The following is a 22,579-nucleotide window of genomic DNA, read 5'->3' as shown; positions in this document are numbered from 1 at the left end:
CGGAAGCGAGGGATTTCAGATGAGCCAGATGACACGCCGGGCCTTCACGGCGACCGGACTGACCGCAGCAGTGGCCGGATGCGCGACTGTTCCGCCGGCGCCGGGCGTGGTGATGAAGCCCGTGCCGCCGGTCCTTGTGTCTGCCGACCGGGTCGTGCGCGTGGATGTGGGGCTGAGGCCCTACCGGGCGTCTGGCTTCCGGGTGGAGCGGGAAATGCTGGGCGAGACGGCGGTGGTCCACAATTACGGGCATGGCGGCGGCGGGATCACCCTGTCCTGGGGCTCGGCGCAGCTGGCCGTGGAGGAAGGGTTTGATCCGGATGTGGCGGAATATGCCGTGCTGGGCGCGGGGGCGCTGGGCCTGTCGACGGCGATGTTGTTGCTGGAACGCGGGGCGAAGGTGACGCTCTATGCCAAGGCGCTGAGCCCGAACACGACCTCCAACATCGCAGGCGGGCAGTGGTGGCCGGCTTCGGTGTATGACAGTGCGGCCATCGCCCCCGGATACATGGACCGGCATGTCGCGGCGGCGCGTCATTCTTTCCGGCGGTTCCAGTTACTGACCGGCCCGGATTATGGCATCAGTTGGGAAGTGAACTATGTCTTGTCTGACCGGCCCGTGACAAACCAACCCGCGCGGGCGGGCCACCCGATGGAAGAATTCGCGATCAATGTTGTCGATTACGCGCCGGGGGAATTGCCGTTCACGACCGCCCATGCGCGCAGTTTCGATACGATGATGGTGGACACGCCGCATTATCTCCGCAAGCTGGAAGAAGATGTAAGGGAACGGGGTGGACGGATCATTGTGCGCGCGTTTCAGGACGCTGCAGAGGTGGCGGCATTGGACGAGGCAGTGGTGTTCAATTGCACCGGGCTGGGCGCGGGCAAACTGTTTGGCGATACCGAAATCCATCCGGTGCGCGGCCAGCTCGTGATCCTCGAGCCGCAGGCCGAGATCGACTATAATATCATCACGGGCGGCAGCGCCTACATGTTCGGCCGCCGCGACGGGATCGTACTGGGCGGAACCTTCCAGCACCATAACTGGTCGCTGGAACCGAGCGATGCCGACACTGCCGCGATCCTCGCGGCCAATCGGAGATTGTTTGCGGGTGGGGTGGAGGCCTGACTGTGATCCGCGCAATATGTGATGTGATGGGAGTCAGCGAGAACCCCCTCTAACTCCCCCTTTTCAAGGGGGAGAACAGGTGGGGGTCTGAGCGGACTAGCCTTCGCGCTGCCGGATCAATTCGATCTCGGACCTGATCCGTTGAGCCACCGCCTCAAGCGACTCATCGATATGAGAGACCGGAATGCGCATAATGGAGATCCCTCGCTCGCCAAGAAAGGCGTCTCGCCGGGCATCGCGGCTCGGATCATGCCAGTCGCCATCGATTTCGACGGCGAATTTCAGGGACGGGCAGTAATAGTCGAGAAAGTAAGGCCCGACCGGGTGTTGGCGTCGAAACGATACCCCCATCTGCTTGCGACTCAGCACAAGCCACACCTTGTATTCCGTCTTCGAAGCAGACTGGCGAAGGGCACGGGCGCGGCGGGTGTGCTCAGGCGTGCGCGAGAACTTGTCCGCCATGATGCGTCAGCCCCCGGTGCGGAAGGCTTTCCGGCCGAAATAGGCGTTCTTGGGGGCGGCCGGGGTGTCGTCTGCGCTCGTGTCTTCGGCGGCCTTGGCGGGTTCAGTCGGTGGCGGATTGGTGCCGTTCATAAGGCCGCGGATCCAGGCGCAGGCGGCGCCAGCCGTCGAGACTTCAAGGTCCGGGACAGATCGGTCCATGCGGCGCGCCAACTGGCGGGCCTGGTGGGCGGTCAGCGATTTCAGCGTGGTTTCGAACAGGTCGGCCCCGACGGTCTCGCGCAAATGCTTCATGTCGTCCGTGGTCTGACCGGCGGAGATCATCAGCTTTTTCGCCAGCAGCATTGTGGCCGCCGCAAAATCCTTCTCGCCCAGCTTGGCAAAGCGATCGCGTTGGTTGAGCAGGGATTCCAGCGCTACGGCGCTGCGGGGAGTGGCGGTGTCGCTCATTGAATTTTCTCTCGTACTTCCTTGAGCAGGCTCTCGATGATGCCGAGCGCGTCACCGGGCCATTTGGCCTGCAGCGTCGGCTCCGGGCCAAGCTCGATCGGGTTGGTGGCAAAGCCCTGCTTCATCGGGATGACCGTGTCGAACATGTCGAACTCGGTTTCCTTGGCGCTGGCGGCCTCGCGCATGGCATTCAGCACGACTTGCTGGTGCGGCGTGCCATCATAGCGGGTGGCAAGCACGCAGGGCAGGTTCTCGATATCGCGGTTGCGGAGGTTTCGCATGATATCGCCCGTGAACAGGTCGAGGCCGAGTGTGGACATGAAGTCCGGAATGGTTGGTACAATGATCAGGTGGCTGGCGGCGAGGACGGTTTCGGTCATCACCGAAATGCCGGGAGGGCAGTCGCAGATGATGACGTCGTAGTCCGCCTTCAGCTTCTCGAAATCATCGCGCATGCGGCGGCCAACCTGGCCCTGCAGCGCTTCCATGGAATAGCCCTTGGCGGTCAGCTCATAGATCAGCTCGCGCTCGGTCTTGCGCAGACGCGGCGAGGACGGGATCAGGTCCAGTTCGAGCGGCTTGCCATTATAGCTGACATCAGAAGCGTCGGTGACGATGAATTCCGACAGGCGCTTGTGCTCGCCAGCGAAGAAATTCTCCAGCAGCCAGTCGGAAATCGTGACGTAATCATTGATGGCTTGAAAGAGGTGCTCGTCGCCTTCATGGCCGTAGACCAGCAGGGACGCATTGGCCTGTGTATCCAGGTCCACCACCAGTGTGCGAAAGCCATTGGCCGCAAAAGCTTCTGCCAGACTGACACAAGTAGTGGTTTTGCCAACGCCGCCCTTGGAGTTGGCGACGGAAATGACACGTGCCGACATTCTGTAAGCTCCTTTGCCCCTGATCGAATGGCGAAAGAGCAGATTTGCGCCCGTCTGGCTATGGCTGCGGGCCAAGAAAATACAGGGATAGTGACCGGTTAATCCTCAACTATTTCGCCATAGCGGACTGATTTTTCGCGACTTTTCCAAGCTGAATCCGATGGGGGTGGCGAGGATTTAATTTCTGCTCATCAACGCAAATGGAGCAGCGCCCCTCATGAACCCGATCTGGCCCTTCAACCGTCGCCCGCGCGAGGCGAAATCCGTGCCCCCTCTGGTAGCGCTATCCGAGGTGGGTGAGGCCCGTTGGGGCAGCCGGGACGGCGCGGCCCTGACGCGGGACGGATATCTGGCCAATGCCATTGCCTATCGGGCGGTCCGCATGGTGGCGGAGGCGGCGGCTGCGGTGCCGCTGGTCACGGCGCATGAGGGCGCGAGCCGCCTGTTGCGACGGCCCCAGCCGGACGGCATTGCGACCGAATTGTTCGAGACGGCCTATTCCCAGCTCCAGCTGACCGGGAATGCGTTCCTGGAAGGGGTGCGACTGGAGGCGGCGGACGGGGCGGGAGTGTCGGCGCTTTATGCGCTGGCCCCGTCCGCCATGCGGCCGGTTGCGAATGCGCGCGGATGGGTCGAGGCCTGGGCCGTGCGTGAGCGTCATGGCGAGCGACTGATCCGGCGCGATGCCGAGACCGGCTGGAGCCCCGTGCTGCACCTGAAACTGTTCAACCCGGTTAGCGACACGATGGGGCTTCCGCCGCTTGGCGCCGCAAGGCGGGCGCTGGACTTGCACAATGCGAGCGCCGACTGGGCCAAGGCCCTGATCGACAATTCGGCCAAACCCTCCGGCGCGCTGGTCTATGGCGGGCATGGGCGGATGCCGCCGGACCAGTTCGACGCGCTGAAGGCTGAGCTGGAAGGCATGTATTCCGGCGCGGCGAATGCCGGGCGGCCCCTGCTGCTGGAAGGCGGGCTGGACTGGCGGCCCATGTCGCTGTCGCCGGCAGAGATGGATTTCCTTCAGGCGCGGCATGGCGCGGCGCGGGAGATCGCGCTGGCGCTGGGCGTGCCGCCCATGCTGATCGGCATTCCGGGAGATAATACGTATTCGAACTACAAGGAGGCCAATCTCGCCTTCTGGCGGATGACCGTATTGCCGCTGGTGCAGAAGATGGCGGCGGCGCTGTCGGCCTGGATGGATGTGCCGTTCGGGGCGGAGGTCGAGGTACGCGCGGACATTGATCGCGTCCCCGCCTTGTCGGCCGAGCGCGATGCGCTCTGGGCGCGGCTCGAGGGCGCGAGCTTTGCGACAGGCGAAGAGAAGCGAAAGCTTGCGGGGCTGCAGCCATGAAGCTCGACCGGAAAGTGACGTTAGGATTCCTCGTCGCCGTGCTGGTGCAGACCGGCGGGGCGCTGGTCTGGGCGGGCGCGGCAGCGGAGCGGATCTCGACGCTGGAAGACACGGTGCGCGATCGCCGCAGCGTGGTCGAGCGGCTGGCGCGTGTCGAGGAGGGCGTGGACCGGATGGAAAGCCAGCTGGACCGGATCGAGCGGCGATTGGAGGGCGCGGATGAGTAGGGGTGTGTTTCCTGGGGGGAGTCCGGTGGACCCCCACCTGTCCTCCCCCTCGCAGGGGGAGGAACGCCAACGGCATGTCCGGTCTGTTCTCCCCCCTGGAAGGGGGGAGTTAGAGGGGGGTCTTCGAACGCGGAGGCCAATCCTCATCGAAGGTTATGCCTCGCTGTTCGGTGTGCCGGATGCGAGCGGAGATGTCGTGCGGGCGGGCGCCTTTGCCCGCAGCCTGCAGCGGGGCACGCAACTGCCCATGCTGTTGCAGCACAGGCCCGGCGCCATGGTCGGGCGTTGGGTGCGGATGATCGAGGATGGGCGGGGGCTCTATGTGCGCGGTCTCGTCGAAGGTGTCGCGGCGCGGTCACTGGTGGCGCAGGGGCTCAGCGGCCTCTCCATCGGGTTTCGCCCGCGCCTCTGGAATGCACGGCGCCCGGATGGGCGGGAACTGGTCGAGGTGGACCTTGTCGAAGTTTCCCTCGTGACCAGTCCGATGCAGGCACGGGCGCGGTTTTCCCTGCTGGGGGCGGAGGCGAAAGCGGCGTGAACTGGAAGCCCGCGCGCGTGCTTCGACCCCGGCCATCGCTGGGGCAGGCTTCGCTCAGCATGAGCGCTTTGAAAGTACGGAACTCATCCTGAGCGACGTCGAAGGATGATGGATTTGAGAGGAATGGAGACAACATGACCAAGGAAACCAAGATGGCGGGCGGCGGCGATGCCGAACTGATGGCCGCCTTTGCCGCCTATACCGAGGCGAATGATGCCCGGCTTGCCGAGATCGAAGCCAGGGGCACAAGCGATCCGCTGACGGATGAGCGGCTGTCGCGCATTGACCGGCGGCTCGAAGCGCTGAGCTTGAAAATGGCCCGGCCGGAGGCAGGCGAGGGGAAGACCGCCGACGAGGATGCGCGCAGCGCGGCCTGGGGGCGATATTTGCGCAGCGGCGATGATAGCGGGCTGTCTCGGCTCAACGTGAAGGCGCAGGAAGGGCCACGCGTCAAATCCCTGCCGGTGATGGAGGCGCGCGAGGGGGCGGGCCTGCCCTCTGTCTATGGCCGGATGCGGGTTGGCGGTCAGGTGATCTGGGCGGCCCGCTTCAAGGAGACGAAGACGACGCGGCGGGCGAGCAGCAAGGGTGGACCGAAGGTCACCGAGTATGATTATTCGGTCAGCTTTGCCGTGGCGCTAGGCGAGGGGCCGATCCTCGGCGTGCGGCGGGCCTGGGCGAATGGCGAGGCGTTCGACCTTTCCGGCGTGGTGCACCGGGTCTATCCCGGCGATGAGACGCAAGAGCCAGACCCACTGATCGAGATGATCGAGGGCGAGGCACCGGCCTATCGCGGGACGGCCTATATCGTGTTTGAGGATCTGCCGTTGGAGGCGTTTGGCAACCGGCTGCCGCAGCTCTCCGTCGAGGTCGAGCGCGTGCCGCCGGGCGGGTCTGAGCCGGGATTAGGCGATGTGGTGACGGGCGTGAACATCATCCCGGCCTCGGGCGAATTCGTCTATGCGACCGAGAATGTGCGGGAACAGAGGTTTCCGGGACATGAGCGCGCGTTGAATGCGTGGTCCGGCGAAGCGCGGGCAGATTTCCTTGTGTCGCTGGACCAGTTGGAAAGTGATCTGCCGAACGTGTCACGCGCGGCGCTGACGGTCGGTTGGTTCGGGACCAGTATCGAGGCGGGGGCGTGCGAAATCCATCCGGGCGTGGAAACGCGCGAGCGGGTAACGGTGCCCTATGCGTGGCAGGTGGCGGGTGTCGCGCGGGGCGATGCCTTTGTCATTTCCCGCGATGAGGACGGCCATCCGAATTATGGGGGCACGCCTGCGGATCGGTGCGTCATCGGCGCTATTCAGGAGATGAAAGCGCGGGGGCTGTCTGTCACGCTGTCACCCTTCCTGTTCATGGATAGCGAGGGCTTTCCCTGGCGCGGGCGGATCGGCGTGTCGACAGATGGCACCGCGGCGGCGCGCAGTGAGATTGATAGTTTCGTAAGTGGCGCGAACGGGTTCCGGCGCTTCATCCTGCATCATGCTGGGCTGGCCGCCGAGGCGGGCGGGGTCGAGGCGTTCCTGATCGGCAGCGAGATGGTGGGCCTCAGCCGCGTGCGGGATGCGACGGGCGCGTTTCCGTTCGTTGAGGCGCTGGTGGCGCTCGCGGCGGAGGTGAAGGCGATCCTTCCGGGGGCGGAGGTCTCTTACGGCGCGGACTGGACCGAGTATGGCGCCTATGTGCCGGGGGACGGATCGGGCGATGTCCTGTTTCCGATGGATGCGCTCTGGACGAGTGCGGATGTCGATTTCGTCGGCGTCGACTGGTATCCGCCGCTGGGGGATTGGCGTGATGGCGACGATCATCTCGATGCGCTGGCAGGATATGCCGCGGCGGATGATCCGGCCTATCTGACGTCCCAGATCGCGGGTGGGGAGGCGTATGACTGGTATTATGCGGATCAGGCTGCGCGCGATGCGCAAGTGCGTACACCGATCAATGATACAGCGCATGGCGAGCATTTCGTGTTCCGACAGAAGGATATCGCCGGCTGGGCGGGCGCGTATCATCACGAGCGTCCGGGCGGGGTGCGCGCGGCGACGCCGACCGGATGGGTGCCGGGGATGAAACCCGTTCGCCTGATGGAAATCGGTTTTGCGGCGGTCGACAAGGGCGGCAATGCGCCGAACCTGTTCTACGATCCCAAGAGCAGCGAGAGCGCGCTGCCACCCTATTCGAGCGGGGCGCGGGACGAAGTGTTCCAGCGGAGGGCATTGGCGGCGGTGTTGCCGCACTGGGAGACGAGCCCGCTGGTTGAAGCGGCTTATGTTTGGGCGTGGGACGGGCGACCTTTCCCGGCCTGGCCGCTGAAGGAAGAGGTCTGGAGCGATGGCGGCAATTGGGCGCGCGGGCACTGGCTGAATGGACGGTCAGGCCTTGCGCCGTTGGCCGATGTGGTGGCGGATATCTGCGCCCGGGGCGGCGTGGCGGCGGTCGATGTGTCCGGGCTCGATGGTATTGTCGAAGGCTATGGGCTGGACGGGGTGCATTCGGTGCGGGCGGCGCTGGAGCCGCTCAGGGCAGCGTATGGCTTCGAGTGCGTGGAGCGCGGCGGGGCGCTGGTGTTTCGCATGGCGGGCGAGGGCGGCGTGCTGGATGTGGCGTCCGGCGCGCTGGTCGAAGGCGGACTGAAGAAGACCCGCGCCCTGCTCGACAAGGCACCGGCGCGGCTCAGGTTGACCCATGTTGATCTTGAGGCGGACTATCAGCCGGGCATGGCGGAGGCGCGATTTGACGGCGGTGATGCAAGGCTGGTGCAGGATGTGGCCCTGCCGCTGGCGCTGGGAGCGAGCCGGGCGGAGGCGGTGGCCGGGGCGCTGCTGGCATCGGCGGCGAGTGGAGAGACGGCGATGTGCGCGTTTTCACTATCGGCGCTTGCATTGGAGCCGGGGGATGGGCTGCGCGTGGAGGACGGGCCGGTCTGGCGTGTCACGGATGTTGTCGACCGGGGCGGCGTACGGGCGCTGACCTGCCGGGAGGAGGTTGCCGCGATGCCGCGCGTGCGGGCGGGCGAGGCGGGCAGCGCGCCGCCGGCTGCGCCTGTATTCGGCGGGGTGGACCTTGTCGTCATGGATGCGCCGAGCCTGCCGGAGTTTGGCGAAGGCGTTGGGCCGCTGGTGGCGGCATGGGCGGATCCGTGGCCGGGAGAGGTGGTCGTGTCTGCCGGTCTGGCCGACGACGCGCTGAGCGAGGCGGTGCGACTGGACCGGCCGGCGGTAGTCGGGCGGCTGACGGAAGCGTGCGGCGCGGGGCCGGTGGGGCGGTGGGACCGCGCAAATGCGCTGGATGTGTATTGTCCGGGCGGAGAGTTTGCGAGCCTGCCGGAAGATCGTGTCCTGTCGGGCAGCAACGCCGCGCTGCTGGAGACGGCTGCCGGCTGGGAATGTGTGCAGTTTGAACAGGCGGACCTGATCGCGCCCGACACATGGCGTCTGACCGGGCTGTTGCGGGGGCAGCGAGGGAGTGTGCCCGGCGACGCAGCGATTGGCGCGCGGTTGGTGATGCTGGATGCGGCGGTGGGGCGGGCACGCCTTGGCGGGGAGGCCTATGGGGCGGAGCTGGTCTGGCAGGCCAGGGCGGATGATATCCCACAGACGGCCATGTTCGAGGACCGTGCGGGTCTGCCCTGGCCTGTGGCGCATCTGCGTGTGCGGGCGGACCAACTCAGCTGGACCAGGCGCGGATCGGATGTGCCAGAAAGCTGGGCCATGCCGGAGGCGGAGAATGCCGGACGGTTTGCCGTCGGGTTCGATATGGGGGCGGGATTTGGCGATCCAGTGGTGGTGAACGTACCGTTTGTGGAATGGCCTGTCGGCGCTGCCTCAGCGCGGGTGGCGGAGATTGGGGCGGACGGGCGAACTGGGTTGTGGGCGGTGATTTAAGAGCTGCAGCACGTATCGGGTGGCGGCGTTTGGCGCGCTTCGGCAGATTGGCCGGCATAAATTCAGGAGCCCACCATGACATTCCAGATTACCGGTCTCGCCGCCGAGACGTTTGCGCATTTGCCGAGCCTGACCGAGGCCGAACTTGCGGTGCATAACATTCAGAAAATCGTTGCGGATGTGAGTCCCGGCTTTCCCTGCCGGGTGAGTTTGCAGGACGCTGCGATTGGGGAGACGCTCTATCTCCTCAACCATACCTATCATGATGAGGCGACGCCCTACCGGGGCTCGCATGCCATCTTCGTGCGCGAAGGTGCGGCGGAATATGTGCCAGCCAAAGGCGAAGTGCCGGAGGTTCTGGCGCGGCGTCTGATTTCGATTCGAGGTTTCAATGCAGCGCATGACATGGTGGCGGCCGATGTGGTCAAGGGGTCTGAACTTGGCGTGGCAATCCCGTCCATGCTGGCGTCCGAGGGGGTTGCCTATCTGCATTTGCACAATGCCAAACCGGGATGCTTTGCGGCGCGGGTTGATCCGGTAAGGTAATATCCGGGTTTCATTACGGTTCCGGACATCCTAACTGTGATCGGATATCAGATTCGTGACTGGAAGGATTTCCCGCCCTTGGCCCTCGATCCCTATAAAGTGCTCGGCGTTGACCGCTCGGCCAGCGAGGCCGAAATCAAGAAGGCGCATCGCCAGAAAGCAAAGGATTTGCATCCGGACCAGAATCCGGACGATCCCAAAAAGCTGGAAGCTTTCAAGCAGGTCTCGCAGGCATGGGACATTCTTGGCGACAAGGAAAAGAGAGCCAAGTTCGACCGTGGCGAGATTGACGGCGACGGCAATCCGACCGGCTTTGGCGGCGGCTATCCGGGCGGCGGGCCCGGCGGCGGGGGACAGCGCTGGGAAACACGCGGCGGTGGCAACCCGTTTGGCGGCGCGCAGGGCGACCCATTCGAGGATATCCTGTCCGGCATGTTCGGGGGTGGCCGGTCGCGGCGCAGCGGGCCGGTCAAGGGCCGTGACGTACGCTATCGCGTGACGATCGACTTTGCGGATTCAGTCACGGGCGCGCGACGGCGCATGACCATGGCCGACAATACAGCGCTGGATGTGAATATTCCGGCAGGCATTGAATCTGGGCAGACGCTACGTCTGAAAAGTCAGGGGCAGGCATCGCCCAATGGCGGACCGCCCGGAGACGCCTTGCTGGAGGTTGAAGTGAAGCCCAGCAGCGTCTGGGAACGCGATGGCAAGGATCTGCGCATGTCAGTACCGATCGATCTCAAGATCGCGGTGCTCGGCGGCAGTGTCGAGGTGAAGACACCGTCCGGCCCGGTGACATTGAAAGTTCCTGCGGGCTCCAATACCGGCTCTCAATTGCGTTTGCGCGGCAAGGGTGTGCAGACATCCACGCCGGGCAATCTCTATGCCCGACTTGAAATCGTGCTGGATGATCCGAAAGATGACGGGCTGAAAGCCTGGGCTGAAGGGCGCTAGGCGACCTCGATCTCGAAAATAGGATTGTCGGCCAGCACGCGGGCAACCATGTCCTCGAACGGGGCGGGAGCGGCAATCAGGTAGCCCTGCAATTCCTCGCATGCCAGCTGGGCCAGCGCTTCGGCCTGGTCTTCGGTTTCAACACCTTCGGCCACGACCGGAATGTCCAGCGAATGGGCGAGGTGGATGATCGCCTCGACAATGGCGCGGGATTTTACATTGGCATTCATGGACGTCACGAAGGAGCGGTCGATCTTGATCCGGTCGAACGGGAAATCCTGAATATAGCTCATGGACGAATAGCCGGTCCCGAAATCATCCAGAGAAATCTTGATGCCGAGCGCTTTCAGATCAAGCAGGATGCTGGTGGCGAGCTGGGTGTTGTGGATGATTGCGGTTTCCGTGATCTCCAACTCAAAGCGCTCTGGATCAAGCCCGGTCTGATCGAGTGCGGTGCGAACATGGTCGACCAAGTCCGGATCGAGCAACTGGCGGGCAGACAGATTTACGGCCACCGTCTCCTTGCCCGACCATTGGCTGGCTGCAGAACATGCAGCGAAGATGGTCCAACGTCCGATATCATTGATCAGCATGCTCTGCTCTGCCAGGGGAATGAACTCATCCGGGCCGATTAGGCCGACATTTGGCCGATTCCAGCGGATCAGCGCTTCCCGGCCGACAATGGCACGCGAGGATGCGCTGACTTTCGGCTGGAAGTGCAGGACGAATTCGTCATTCTCTATCGCCTTGTGGAGCGCGCGTTCGAGATTGCGCTTTTCGATCTGGCGTTTGTGCAGAATGGCATCATAGAACCGTACACAACCGCGTCCGTCAGCCTTGGCGGAGTAAAGCGCGCGGTCTGCAAAGGTGAGGATGCGGGCAGGGCTGGTCGCGCGTTGTGGGACGATTGCGATGCCGATACTGCCGCCGCAGTTCAGCGTTCGCTTGCCCATGGCCAGTGGTTCGGAAATGGCGGCCAGTATGTTGTTCGCAACCCGGGTAACCTCTTCGGGAGTGGATCGGCCGCGCACCAGAACGGCAAATTCATCCCCCCCGAGACGGGCCACCATGTCCTTGTCAGACAGCTGGTTGGAAATACGGCGGCCCACCGCCTTGAGGAGCGTGTCTCCAGCGCCATGGCCGTACTGATCGTTGACTTCCTTGAACTCGTCCAGATCAATGATCATGACGGCCAGGTTCTTGCGATGCTCAGCGTCTTTGCTGACAGACGATTCAAGCGCCATATTGAAGGCAACCCGGTTGGCCAGGCCTGTCAGAGTGTCACGGTAAGCGAGTGCGCGCACACGGGCTTCGGCGCGGATGCGCTGGGTCATGTCATGAACCGCAAAGAAGACGAAATCTTCGTTTGTGTCCTCAGTGCGCCGACTGGAGATCGTGGCGATCATCTCACGGCCATCTGCGAACCGGATGCGGCGTTCGCCATAATCCCGGTTTTCCTTCAGGGAGAAGGTCTCGTCTTCAATCTGGAAAAGGTCCTGAACAGAGCGACCCGACAGTTTTGGCAATCGATCCACATCCGCCAGATGGCCCAGATCCTTCAGGTCTTTGAGGTCGCTCAAGCGGTCGCTGAACATGATCCGTGCGGCCATATTGGTCTGGAGGACGAGACCATCAGCTGACACCATGAAGAGACCTTCGCTGCTTGAATCAGCCAGCACGGACAATTTGCGTTGTTCCTTGTGGCGAAGTCGCTGGAAATTACTATCGAGGCCGGCCGCAAGGGCGGAGAGGACCACCACGACCAGCATGGCGACGGCGATGATTGCGCTGAGGCCGGTGGTGTGAAGGGCAACTATCGGCGTACTCAGGCCTCTGATCGGGATCAGGGTTGTGCCGGACGCGCTGACAAAGTGAATGGAGATGACCGCCAGTACGCTGGTGACTGTGGCGATCGCCGTGCTCCAGCGGACATTCGAGTTCGCGCCGAGCAAATAGGTGCCGACATAGCCCAGGAAGCCGAGCACCATTGCGGCTGTGATGATGATTGTATCGTACTCGATTACGGCAGAGGCGCTCAGCGCCGACATGCCATAGAAATGCATTCCGGCCACGGCAGCGGTCGCGATGCCTGCGCATGCCAGACGAAGCGTGCCATCCGCGTTCAGTCGCAGCAACAATGCTGTGGTGACGAAGCCAGCGACAGAGATAAGGGCGGACACGATTGTGCGACCCGCGTCGAAGACGATTTCGAATCCGGGTTTGTAACCGAGCAGCGCGATGAAGTGGGTGGCCCAGACCCCGAGGCCTACAACTGTGCCGGCGGCAATCGCCCACAGGATCTTGTTGCGGGTCACCAATGCAGCCTGGCTGCGATAGTAGATGATCAGGGAACAACAATTGCTGAATGCCAGGACGAACAAGGAGGCAAGCACGTGCTTCCAGTCATGCTCCGTCGTTATGCAGTTCAACACTTCGTACATCTGAAAGTAAAAATCCTTTTACGGGATTTTCATGCAGATGATTACGTTACCAAAAAACAAACCCTACTGTGTCAATCTGGGGCCACTCTGCCGGTTTTGGAAGGATGAGAAAAATTTTCGGTAACTTGTCGAAAACGTGCCTTCTGTATGTTTGATTACAGAATCAAGTGACGGGGTGTCGTTCTTGCGGTGGCCGGAAACGTGTAAGTAAACAAATCGGGGAGAAATATTAATGATCGACCGCCGGACAAATTCGAGGCGCCGTCAAAATGTGAAACTGGTGCTCGCCAGCCTGGCTGTTCTGTCTGCGTGCGCACATCCGAACCGGCCGGTTTCCCCCATTGAATCCGACACGCTTGCCTATTCTTCGGCCATTTCGGATGCCCGGCAGGAACAATTGCTGATGAATATTGTTCGCCTGCGATACAATGATCCTGTCACCTTTGTTGATGCTGAGCGGATTACCACAACCGAAAACACCCAGATCAACGGCATGCTGGCGTCAGCGCTGGCGCTGGGCGGGCAGAATCTGGATGAAGTCCTGAATGGAAATGTCGGCACCAATATGAGTAGTCAGCCCTCGATCGCCTATTCGGCGTTGAGGGGGTCGGACTATGCCCAACAGATCCTGCAGCCATTGCCGCCGGCGACCATCTTCCTGATGAGCCAGTCGGGCTGGAGCGTCGAACGGTTGATGTTGTGTTGCGTCTCCCGAATTGGTGATCTCGAGAATGCGCGGGCAGCCGCCGGGCCAACCCCGCCGGTCATGCCGGACAATACGCGCTTTCGCGAACTGGCCGCGCTGATGCGTTCGCTGCAGGAACGCGGACAATTGATGGTGCAGGTCGTCGATCCGGACACATCCGAGACCGATGGAGATGGCAAGCCGCGTGTGATCCTCAAATGGGATCGTACCTCGGAACTCGGCCAACAACTCGCCGACTTCTTTCGGCGCTATTGGGTGTCGGATGTCAGTGTGATTCCGGGTGACCGCTACATCACGGAGATATCAACGCGGGGCAATGCCCTCGGCGATTATGCGGCGCGCGGGCGATCTCTGCTCGGCGTGTTGTCGGCGTTGTCGCAATCGGTTCACGTGCCCGAGGCGCACCGCGACATTGCCCGTGCCTCGCAACCTGTCCTGGAATATTCGGACGACCCCTGTCGGGCACCGGGAGGCTGGCATGATGTGAATGGCGGCCTGTTTGCCGTGCAATCGGCGGCGGCGCGCCCGACCACTGCGACGATAGCGGTCGAGTATCGTGACTATTGGTTCTATGTCGATGACCGCTGCCATGATGCCAAGGAAACCCTGAACCTGCTGGATCACCTCTATGCCCTGCAGGCGGGTATCAGTTCCGATGCGACGACGTTGCTGCTGCTCGGCGGCTAGGTCTGTCGCAGCTGTTACAGAGCGGAGGCTCCCGTCTCGCGAGAGAGGCAGCGGGCCCATCAATATTCAACCCTAAAGCGGGCGAATATGATTGCCGCAGAGCGGGTTTGGTCTATCTTCCCATTCGAAAAATGGGATTGGACCAATGCTGGGCCATCTGCGCCATATAGTTCGATCACGTACGGTCGAAGATATATTTGACAGATCCGTTGCCGCTTTGCGCGAGATTGGACTGACCCGCGTCTATTTTCAGGGTCCCATCGGAAGTGACCGGTCGCTGACCCGAAACACGGCGAGCTTCGGCTTTCCTGAGACGTGGCAGAAATCATACGAACTGAACTGGCAGGTTCACGACCCGATCCCGGACGCCGCTTCCAGAATTGGCGGGCCGCTATACTGGCACCGCCTGCCATCATCGGTGTCGCTCTCAGAGAATGAACTCGCCTATATGGAGTTCCTCAGAGAGATGCAGATGGGTCAGGGAATCTGCATGCTCCAATATGGCAATGTGTCGAGAGTGGGTCTGATCGCGGCCAGCACGGATCCTGACGGACCGGAAGTCGAGAGCATTGACCGCGAGTTCTTTCAGTTTGTGGGCATGTCGTCCTTCATGCGATTTTGCCAGTTGGTAACCATGGACCCGGACATACCGGTCCAGCTGTCCGGTCGCGAACAGGACGTCCTCTACTGGATGGCGCAGGGCCGCAGCAATAGTGCCATCGCCGATGTGCTTGGCATCCGTCAGGACACGGTCAATACATATGTGAAGCGTATCTTCGCCAAGCTGGAAGTGTTCGACCGAACCTCGGCCGTGATGAAGGGGGTCCGTCAGGGAATGGTCATCGTGTCGGACCCGATTTCTGAGCTTGTCGCCGACCAGATGAGAGCGAAATATCGAAGAGATGGATAGTATTTCTACTATTCTGCTTGAAAATATTGCGCGAGCCCTCACAATCCTCCTCGAGTCCGGGGAGGCAGTGGCGTGCTCAACAAGTTGAAGGGCCTGATAGAGGCGCGATCGTTGCAGGACCTGCGCGAAGCGGCCGTCTCGGCCTTTGGCGAGATGGGTGTGCCGCGGCTTTTGTGTCTGTCCCCGGTTGGCCATGATCGCTCGGTAGGTCGCGGGCTGACCAATGCAGGCTTTCCGGAAGAGTGGGAAACCGCCTATCGCGATACCCGTCATATGGACGACCCGCTGCCAGACATTTCGGTGCGGATCGGAACGGCCTTTCGCTGGCATGACTTGCCAAACGATGTCGTGCTGAATGAGCGGGAAACCCGATACCTTTCAGACTTGTCCAAATGGGGCATGGCGAAGGGCATATGCGTCGCCACTTACGGGTCGGCGGCGCGGGTCGGCTTCATCGCCGCCAGTTCGGAATCCGGAGAAGATGATCTGGACGGAGTCGATTTGTCGCTTTTCCAGATTGGCGCCGAGACCGCCTATCTGCGTTATTGCCAGCTGATGTCGGCTGAGCTGCAATATGAGATGAACCTGTCCAGCCGCGAACTCGACGTGTTGCACTGGATGGCGCAAGGCCGCAGCAATGCGGGCATCGCGGACATGCTGGACCTCAGCCAGGAGACTGTTGGCACTTACGTGAAACGAATCTTTGCCAAGCTGGACGTGTTCGACCGAACCTCCGCCGTGATGAAGGGCGTAATGCGCGGGCTCGTGATCGCGTCAGACCCGAACGTCGAGGCAGCCGCGCAACAGCGTCGTGCGCGTCCGAAACGTGCTTGATTGCCCATCCTGTTGGCACCAATCGCAGCCTGAACGAATCCGACGGCATATGTTCACTTGGTATTCAGAGCCTGATGCCTATACAGCCATGGTATGAAACGGATTTCTGCCCTTCTTCTGGCCATGGGCCTTGTGGTGACGCCTCCGGCGATCGCTCAGGACTGGCGTAACCAATGGTCGCCCGGCCAGGCGCGCGATTCGGTGCGGCAGGGCAAAACCGTTCCCCTCAGCCAGATTTTCCAGAGCCTGAAGCGGCAATATGGCGGCTATCAACTCGGTGCAGACCTGTTCGATAATGGCGGCAAGCCGCAATACAAGATCGACTGGATGACGGGGGATGGCCGCAAGATGCGCTTTACGGTGGACGCCCGTACGGGTGCAGTCCTTGACCGGCAGGGTGCTTGACCCGACATTGCTTATTAGATCGGAGGGACGTGTAGATGCGTATCCTGGTAGTTGAAGATGATTCAGACTTGCGCCGCCAGCTGGCCGATGTGCTCTCACAGTCAGGCTATGCTGTGGACCTCGCCGCAGATGGCGAGGATGGCCATTTTCTGGGCGACACCGAACCCTATGATGCGGTGATCCTGGACCTCGGCCTGCCGAAGATGGACGGCGTCAGCGTCCTGAAGAAATGGCGTGCGGACGGAAAATCCTTCCCGGTCCTGATTCTGACCGCCCGCGATTCGTGGAGCGAGAAGGTGGCTGGCTTTGATGCCGGCGCTGACGATTACCTCACCAAGCCGTTCATTACCGAAGAGTTGCTGGCGCGCTTGCGCGCCCTGTTGCGCCGCGCCGCCGGTCACTCTGCCGCGACGCTGGAGGCTGGCAAGCTGGTGGTCGATACGCGCGCCGCCCGTGCCAGTGTGAATGGCGAACCTGTGAAACTGACCGCGCACGAATATCGCGTTCTGTCTTACCTGATGCATCATATGGGCCGCGTCGTGCCGCGCACGGAACTGGTCGAACACATCTACGATCAGGATTTTGATCGCGACTCGAACACGATCGAGGTCTTCATCGGTCGCCTGCGCCGCAAGATCGGGCAGGACCGTATCCAGACCGAGCGGGGCCTTGGCTACCGCCTTGTCGTGCCGGATGCCGAAACCCGCGTCGTCGGATAAGGCCCGCACCGCGCCGGAGCCCGGACCATGAGCGACAGCGCCCCTTCAAACCCGACCCTGCTGGACCGCTGGACGCGCCTGTCATTGGCGCGGCGGATCATGCTGGCAGCGGCGGTGTGGGGCTTGGTCGTGCTGGTCGGCGGCGCGCTCGCCTTGTCAGCGGTCTATCGCGCGCAGACGCTCAGCTTGCTGGAAGAGGATCTGGAACAGAATCTTGTTGGCCTGACCCGCGAGATGACTCGGGAAGGGGCGTTTCTCGAAGATGGCCAGGTCACGGATTCCCAGCGCGAATTCTTTCTCGGGGATGTGCGTTTTCGCACGCAATATTCCGGGCGCTACTGGGCCATTGTGGGGGTCAGCTCCGAAGGCGACATCGCGGGAGACATTCGCTCGCGCAGCCTCTGGGACGAGCCCGTTCCCCTCAGCGACGGTCAACTGGATCGGACGCTGGCCAATCCCGGCATGACGCAGTTCGGGGACTTTGACCTTGTTGGTCCGGCCGGACAGCATGTGCGCGTGGCGTCTCGCGCGATCCTGATCGCCAATCGTGACACGCCGCTTGTTCTGGTGGCGGCGGCTGACCGCGCGGCCAATGATGCGGCGGCGACGCGCTTCCGGAATTTGTTGCTGGGCACGATGATTGCCCTGTTCGGCGGTGTGTTCGCGGCGATGGTCGCGGGCATATCGTTCTCGCTGCGTCCGTTGCGGCGCATCGGGGATGACGTTGCCGAGGTGCGTGAAGGCACGCGGCAGAAACTGTCTGAGGATTATCCGGCCGAAGTGCGCCCGCTCGCCGATGAATTGAACAAGCTGCTTGAGCATAACCGGCAGGTGGTCGAGCGCGCGCGGACGCATGTCGGTAACCTTGCCCATGCCCTGAAGACGCCGCTGGCCGTGCTGCGCAACGAGGCGACCGGTGATACTTTGCTGGATGATGTGGTGCGTCGCCAGTCGGAAAACATGCAGACCAATGTCGAGCATTACCTGAAGCGCGCGCAAATGGTGGCGCGGGCGCAGACATTGGGCGCACGGACCGAGTTGCGCCCTGTGATCGATGGCATCGCACGCATGTTGAACCGGCTATATGATGCAAGGGGCGTCAACGTGTCCGTTGACGGCGGGGTCGGGGCCGTGTTCCGGGGAGAGAAACAGGATCTGGAAGAAATGGTCGGCAATCTGATGGAAAACGCCTGCAAATGGGCCCGGAGCGAAGTGATGGTGCGGGTTCGCGATGGGGCAGAGGCGCTGACCATAGAGGTAGAGGATGACGGCAAGGGGCTGACGCAAGAAGAACGGGCGGGCGCCCTGAAGCGCGGCGTGCGCCTCGATGAGACCACCCCCGGCACCGGACTGGGCCTGTCCATCGTCAAGGAACTGGCCGAACTGCATCGCGGCAGTCTCGATCTGGGGGATTCCGGCATGGGTGGCCTGAAGGCCGTGTTGAAGTTTCCAAAATCATGACACGTCGGAACGGTATCATCCTCGCACTTTGTCTGGCGGTGGCGATTGGTGGATATCTGCTGGTCGGCAAACCCGGAATGGGCGATTTGCCGATGAAAGACCGGCAGGCTGGCCTGATGGAGAAAATCCGTACCGATCCGGGCGCGCTGACCCAGGCTGAAACGCTGTCGCGTCTTGAGGCGACCGTGGTGGAACGCCCTGACGATCCCCAGCCACACTATTTCATTGGTGAGATCCTGCGCGCGCAGGGACGCACGTCGGATGCAGCAAGGGCCTACCAGTCTGCCTTGCGGCGGGACAATGAATTCATGCCGGCCTTGCTGGCGCTTGGCGATGCGCTGGTCGAGCTGAACAATGGCGCGGTCTCGCCAGAGGCCACGCGCCTGTTCGCCAAGGCCTATGAACTGGATGAAACCCAGGTGCGCGCGGGTATGTGGGCGGCCATGGGTGCGTCGCAGGCAGGCGATCAGGAAAAGGCCGAACAGGCCATGCGCTATATCTATTCGCGCCTGCCGGAAGATGATCCGCGCCGCGAACGGTTCGCCCCGATGATCGAAGCGCTCAGCCAGCCGGAAACCGCGGTTCCTGAAGCGGAATAGTCCGGCTGCATCTGCCGCACTCCCTTTTCGGTGCAAGTCCCCTTATAAGTCTCGCCATGCGCGCACGGACACGACGACTCTATACTTTTGGCATTGCGGCGCTGCTGCTCCTGGCGGCGGCGGTGCTGGCTTTCTTTGCGCTGCGCGAGAATGCCAACCTGTTTTACACGCCGGAAATCCTGGCCGAGCAAGGCCAGCCGGAAGACGGCAAGGTTGTGAAGGTCGGCGGCTGGGTCGAGCCGGGATCACTGGCCTATTCCGAAGATGGCGCGACCATGATTTTCACCGTCATCGACAACAGCCCCCATACGATCCGTGTCAGCTATACCGGCATCGCGCCAGACCTGTTCCGCGAAGGACAGGGTGTGGTGGCAACCGGCCAGTTCGGGCCGGAGGGCGCGTTCACGGCGCGACAGATCCTCGCCAAGCATGATGAAAACTACCAGCCGCGGGAACTGAAGCCGCTGGACGTGGCCGGATGATCGAACTCGGCCATTTTGCGGCCTTCCTGGCGCTGGCAGCGGCGCTGGCGCAGGGCATGTTCGGCCTGACGGGCCAAAGGCGGATGGCGGGGCTGGCCGCTTATGCCGGTTTCGCGGTGATGATCCTGTCTTTCGTGACGCTGATCGTGGCCTTTGCCCGGTCTGATTTCTCGGTCGCGCTGGTGGCGAACAATTCGCACACGCTGAAGCCGATGATCTACAAGATCGCAGGCGCCTGGGGGAACCATGAAGGCTCGATGGCGCTCTGGTGTCTTGTCACGCTTGGCTTTGGCGCAGCAGGTGCGCTGTGGATGCGCACCGGGCGCGACCTGTTCGAGGCGCGCGCGCTCGGCATTCAGGGCCTGCTGGCGGTCGGCGCGCTGGCCTATTTGTTGTTTGCATCGTCGCCCTTCCTGCGGCTGGATCCAGCGCCATTTCAGGGCGCAGGGCTGAACCCGCTCTTGCAGGATCCGGCGCTCAGCATTCATCCGCCCATGCTGTATCTTGGCTATGTCGGATATTCCTTTGTGTTTGCGCTGGCGGCGGCTGGCTTGATGGAAGCGCGGGTCGATTCGGTCTGGGCGAAGGAGGCACGGCGCTGGTCGCTGGCTGCTTTCATTCCGCTTACGCTCGGCATCGCGCTCGGCTCCTACTGGGCCTATTACGAGCTTGGTTGGGGCGGCTGGTGGTTCTGGGACCCGGTGGAAAATGCTTCGCTGATGCCGTGGCTGATCGGGGCTGCGCTGTTGCATTCGGTTGTCGTGACAGAGAAGCGCGAAGGCTTCGGGGCCTGGTCGGCGCTGCTGGCGGTGCTGGCCTTCCTGTTCTCGATCATGGGCGCATTCCTCGTGCGCTCGGGCATCCTCACGTCTGTGCACGCCTTTGCCGTGGACCCGGAGCGGGGCATGCTCTTGCTGTTCGGCCTGCTGACCTATGGCGGCTTTGCGCTGGTGCTGTTTGCCATGCGGGCACCGAAACTGCCGGGCGGGAAGCCGTGGATGTTGCTCAGCCGGGAAGGCGCGCTGATGGCGAACAATATCGTTCTGATCGTTGCGGCGCTGACCGTGTTGCTCGGAACGCTTTTTCCGCTGATGGCAGAGGCAGCCGGCCGGACGATTTCTGTTGGCGAGCCCTATTTCAATCTGACGTTCACGCCGATGCTGGCACTGTTGCTGCTCATATTGCCCGTGGTTCAGGCTTGGGCCTGGGGCAAGGCGGATTTGAAGAACTGGTCCAAATGGGCGATCGCTGGCGGCACGCTGGCGCTGGTCTTCCTCGCCTTGGGAGTTGGCCTTTGGGACATTTCCATCGGCGCAGCACTTGGCCTCGCGCTGGGTGCGTGGCTGGTGATTGGCGCACTGTGGGAATTGAAGCGCCGGGCGATCACGCCGGGGCGGATCTTCCGCCTGCCGCCGCGCGTCTGGGGCATGACGCTGGCCCATATGGGCCTCGGCCTGTTTGTGATCGGCGCGGTGGTCGAGACCACGGGACGGTATGAGACGACGGTGGCGCTCGCAGAAGGCGGATCTGACACAGTGGCCGGCTGGACGCTGACCCTTGATCAGGTGCGCGCAATCGAAGGCCCGAACTGGTATGCCGACCGGGCGCAACTGACCGCGACGCGCGGCAGCGCCAAGGCGATCATGACGCCCATGAAACGCTATTATCCGGCGGCACAAATGCCGACCACGGAAACTGCGATTCACAAGACGGGCACCGGCGATCTCTATGCAGCGCTGGGCGAGCAGCGCATGGTGGATGGCGCGCCGCGCTGGGTTTTCCGGGTCTACTATAATCCGATGATTGACCTGTTATATTTCGGCGTGATCCTGATGGCGCTGGGCGGCGCCTTCAGCCTGTGGCCAAGGCGCAAAGCATGAAACAGTTCGTTGTGATCCTGATCAGTCTGGTGCTTGCCGGGTTCGCTGTGGCCGAAGATGTTGCGCTGGATAACCCGCAACAGGAGGCCCGCGCGCAATCCCTGATGCGCGAGCTGCGCTGTGTCGCCTGCGAGAATGAACCGATTTCCCAGTCCGCCGCGCCAATTGCCGAAGACATGCGCGCGCGGGTACGCGTGATGATCGAGGATGGCGCGAGTGACGAAGAGGTACGCGGCTGGTTCGAGGACCGGTATGGCGAGTTTGTCTTGTTCCGTCCGAGGGCGGACGGTGTAGCGGGCTGGCTACTATGGGGCGGGCCATTCTTGCTATTGCTGTTTGGCGCGTTCATCGGCATCGCGATTGCGCGCTCGCGCAGGGCGCAGGTGGATTCCGTCGAGCCAGAAGACGCCTAGTAGAGTCCGGTTGGCAGGAAGAAACGTCCGCCAAGCCAGACAACCCATCCGCCCAGCGCGATGAACGGCCCGAATGGAATGGGCGTATCGGCATCGACCTTGCGGATTCCGAGCGCCGACAGTCCGATCACGCCCACCAGTGCGGAGGCCGACGCGACGAGCATAATGGGGGCAAGGCCCGCCCAACCAGTCCATACGCCAAGCGCGCCGAGCAGTTTGGCGTCGCCCCGTCCGAGTCCGTCTTTGCCACGCAAGTGGCGATAGCCGAGTTCCACCATCACCAGAATGCCATAGCCGACCAGTCCACCGATCAGGTGCGCCCGCCAGGCTTCAGGCCGGGTCAGCCAGACCATCAGGATGCCGAGCAGGACTGTTGAGGCCGTCAGGGCATCGGGAAGGGTCAATGTGCGAATATCAATGACACTGAGCCCAAGCAGGAGGGCGCCGAGGCAGAGGGTCAATGCCAAAGTGCCAGGCGGCGCGAGGGAAATGCCGCTGGCCAGTAGAGCGCACCCGGCCAATCCGGTCAGAATGATTGTCAGCTTATTATGCAACTGCTCGTCCTTTTGCCCCACCAGAGGGCATCTGGTTGAAGACCATTCGCTTGGCCA

General features: G+C 62.4%; 22 protein-coding genes. 17 read left to right on the top strand and 5 right to left on the bottom strand.

Annotation, left to right across the window (positions count from 1 at the left end):
- The coding region (locus B2344_RS01090) for an FAD-dependent oxidoreductase (RefSeq protein ID WP_290484478.1) at positions 1 to 1,132 on the top strand (1,132 nt) is incomplete at its 5' end.
- Between the two features lie 96 nt (positions 1,133 to 1,228).
- Here the strand turns inward: B2344_RS01090 and B2344_RS01085 are convergent.
- Genes B2344_RS01085 through B2344_RS01075 form a run of 3 tightly spaced genes read right to left on the bottom strand, consistent with a single transcriptional unit; the run spans position 1,229 to position 2,925 of the window.
- Entirely contained in the window at positions 1,229 to 1,594 is a 366-nt protein-coding gene (locus tag B2344_RS01085) for an endonuclease domain-containing protein (RefSeq protein WP_290481219.1), read from the bottom strand.
- Positions 1,595 to 1,600: 6 nt separating this feature from the next.
- Complete coding sequence (locus B2344_RS01080; protein WP_290482967.1) at positions 1,601 to 2,044, bottom strand: hypothetical protein; 444 nt, start codon at positions 2,042 to 2,044, stop codon at positions 1,601 to 1,603.
- A complete protein-coding gene (locus B2344_RS01075; RefSeq protein WP_051607473.1) occupies positions 2,041 to 2,925 on the bottom strand; it encodes a ParA family protein in 885 nt (294 codons plus the stop codon). Before B2344_RS01075 ends, B2344_RS01080 begins: the two co-directional genes overlap by 4 nt.
- A gap of 217 nt (positions 2,926 to 3,142) precedes the next feature.
- On the opposite strand from B2344_RS01075, the gene B2344_RS01070 reads away from it, so the two are divergent.
- From B2344_RS01070 to B2344_RS01045, 6 genes are all read left to right on the top strand, one after another.
- Positions 3,143 to 4,276, top strand: a complete 1,134-nt coding sequence (locus B2344_RS01070) for a phage portal protein (RefSeq protein WP_290484477.1) — start codon at positions 3,143 to 3,145, stop codon at positions 4,274 to 4,276.
- Positions 4,273 to 4,503 (top strand): hypothetical protein, encoded by a 231-nt coding sequence (locus B2344_RS01065; RefSeq protein ID WP_290484476.1) that lies wholly within the window; start codon positions 4,273 to 4,275, stop codon positions 4,501 to 4,503. The genes B2344_RS01070 and B2344_RS01065 overlap by 4 nt, the downstream gene beginning before the upstream one ends.
- 139 nt (positions 4,504 to 4,642) lie before the next feature.
- Entirely contained in the window at positions 4,643 to 5,041 is a 399-nt protein-coding gene (locus tag B2344_RS01060) for an HK97 family phage prohead protease (RefSeq protein ID WP_290484481.1), read from the top strand.
- 134 nt (positions 5,042 to 5,175) lie between these two features.
- On the top strand, positions 5,176 to 8,928 hold the full coding sequence (locus tag B2344_RS01055; protein WP_290484475.1) for a baseplate multidomain protein megatron: 3,753 nt from the start codon (positions 5,176 to 5,178) through the stop codon (positions 8,926 to 8,928).
- A gap of 75 nt (positions 8,929 to 9,003) precedes the next feature.
- Positions 9,004 to 9,474, top strand: a complete 471-nt coding sequence (locus B2344_RS01050) for a DUF1203 domain-containing protein (protein WP_290484474.1) — start codon at positions 9,004 to 9,006, stop codon at positions 9,472 to 9,474.
- 36 nt (positions 9,475 to 9,510) lie between these two features.
- Positions 9,511 to 10,431, top strand: coding sequence for a J domain-containing protein (locus B2344_RS01045; RefSeq protein WP_290479703.1), 921 nt, complete (start codon positions 9,511 to 9,513; stop codon positions 10,429 to 10,431).
- Here the strand turns inward: B2344_RS01045 and B2344_RS01040 are convergent.
- On the bottom strand, positions 10,428 to 12,872 hold the full coding sequence (locus tag B2344_RS01040) for a bifunctional diguanylate cyclase/phosphodiesterase (RefSeq protein ID WP_290484473.1): 2,445 nt from the start codon (positions 12,870 to 12,872) through the stop codon (positions 10,428 to 10,430). The two genes, B2344_RS01045 and B2344_RS01040, sit on opposite strands and share 4 nt — an antisense overlap.
- A gap of 232 nt (positions 12,873 to 13,104) precedes the next feature.
- Here B2344_RS01040 and B2344_RS01035 point away from each other — a divergent pair, with 232 nt between their 5' ends.
- The 10 genes from B2344_RS01035 to B2344_RS00990 all read left to right on the top strand — a co-directional run bounded on the left by B2344_RS01035 (position 13,105) and on the right by B2344_RS00990 (position 21,968).
- Positions 13,105 to 14,265: a hypothetical protein gene (locus B2344_RS01035; RefSeq protein ID WP_206991015.1), complete on the top strand. Its 1,161-nt coding sequence runs from the start codon at positions 13,105 to 13,107 to the stop codon at positions 14,263 to 14,265.
- Positions 14,266 to 14,410: 145 nt separating this feature from the next.
- Positions 14,411 to 15,175: a helix-turn-helix transcriptional regulator gene (locus B2344_RS01030; protein WP_290484472.1), complete on the top strand. Its 765-nt coding sequence runs from the start codon at positions 14,411 to 14,413 to the stop codon at positions 15,173 to 15,175.
- Positions 15,176 to 15,247: 72 nt separating this feature from the next.
- Positions 15,248 to 16,009 carry a helix-turn-helix transcriptional regulator gene (locus B2344_RS01025; RefSeq protein ID WP_290483150.1) on the top strand — a complete coding sequence of 254 codons (762 nt, stop codon included), beginning with the start codon at positions 15,248 to 15,250 and terminating at the stop codon, positions 16,007 to 16,009.
- 93 nt (positions 16,010 to 16,102) lie between these two features.
- The gene (locus B2344_RS01020; RefSeq protein WP_290479698.1) at positions 16,103 to 16,414 is read left to right on the top strand and encodes a PepSY domain-containing protein; all 312 of its coding nucleotides are present in this window, start codon (positions 16,103 to 16,105) and stop codon (positions 16,412 to 16,414) included.
- A 35-nt stretch (positions 16,415 to 16,449) separates the two neighbouring features.
- Complete coding sequence (locus B2344_RS01015; RefSeq protein ID WP_206991011.1) at positions 16,450 to 17,133, top strand: response regulator transcription factor; 684 nt, start codon at positions 16,450 to 16,452, stop codon at positions 17,131 to 17,133.
- Between the two features lie 27 nt (positions 17,134 to 17,160).
- The gene (locus B2344_RS01010; RefSeq protein ID WP_206991010.1) at positions 17,161 to 18,594 is read left to right on the top strand and encodes an ATP-binding protein; all 1,434 of its coding nucleotides are present in this window, start codon (positions 17,161 to 17,163) and stop codon (positions 18,592 to 18,594) included.
- Positions 18,591 to 19,193, top strand: a complete 603-nt coding sequence (locus B2344_RS01005) for a tetratricopeptide repeat protein (RefSeq protein ID WP_290484471.1) — start codon at positions 18,591 to 18,593, stop codon at positions 19,191 to 19,193. Before B2344_RS01010 ends, B2344_RS01005 begins: the two co-directional genes overlap by 4 nt.
- A 56-nt stretch (positions 19,194 to 19,249) precedes the next feature.
- Complete coding sequence (locus B2344_RS01000) at positions 19,250 to 19,675, top strand: cytochrome c maturation protein CcmE (RefSeq protein ID WP_206991008.1); 426 nt, start codon at positions 19,250 to 19,252, stop codon at positions 19,673 to 19,675.
- Positions 19,672 to 21,555 carry a heme lyase CcmF/NrfE family subunit gene (locus B2344_RS00995; RefSeq protein WP_290484470.1) on the top strand — a complete coding sequence of 628 codons (1,884 nt, stop codon included), beginning with the start codon at positions 19,672 to 19,674 and terminating at the stop codon, positions 21,553 to 21,555. The genes B2344_RS01000 and B2344_RS00995 overlap by 4 nt, the downstream gene beginning before the upstream one ends.
- A complete protein-coding gene (locus tag B2344_RS00990; RefSeq protein WP_290483447.1) occupies positions 21,552 to 21,968 on the top strand; it encodes a cytochrome c-type biogenesis protein in 417 nt (138 codons plus the stop codon). The genes B2344_RS00995 and B2344_RS00990 overlap by 4 nt, the downstream gene beginning before the upstream one ends.
- Here B2344_RS00990 and B2344_RS00985 read toward each other — a convergent pair.
- Positions 21,965 to 22,543, bottom strand: coding sequence for a prepilin peptidase (locus tag B2344_RS00985; protein ID WP_290484469.1), 579 nt, complete (start codon positions 22,541 to 22,543; stop codon positions 21,965 to 21,967). The two genes, B2344_RS00990 and B2344_RS00985, sit on opposite strands and share 4 nt — an antisense overlap.
- Positions 22,544 to 22,579 lie beyond the last annotated feature (36 nt).

This window comes from Hyphomonas sp. UBA3195, assembly GCF_002366485.1.
In the GTDB taxonomy this organism is placed as follows: Bacteria; Pseudomonadota; Alphaproteobacteria; order Caulobacterales; family Hyphomonadaceae; genus Hyphomonas.
The sequence above is the reverse complement of the archived record's forward strand: the minus strand, read 5'-3'. Positions and strand labels throughout refer to the sequence as shown.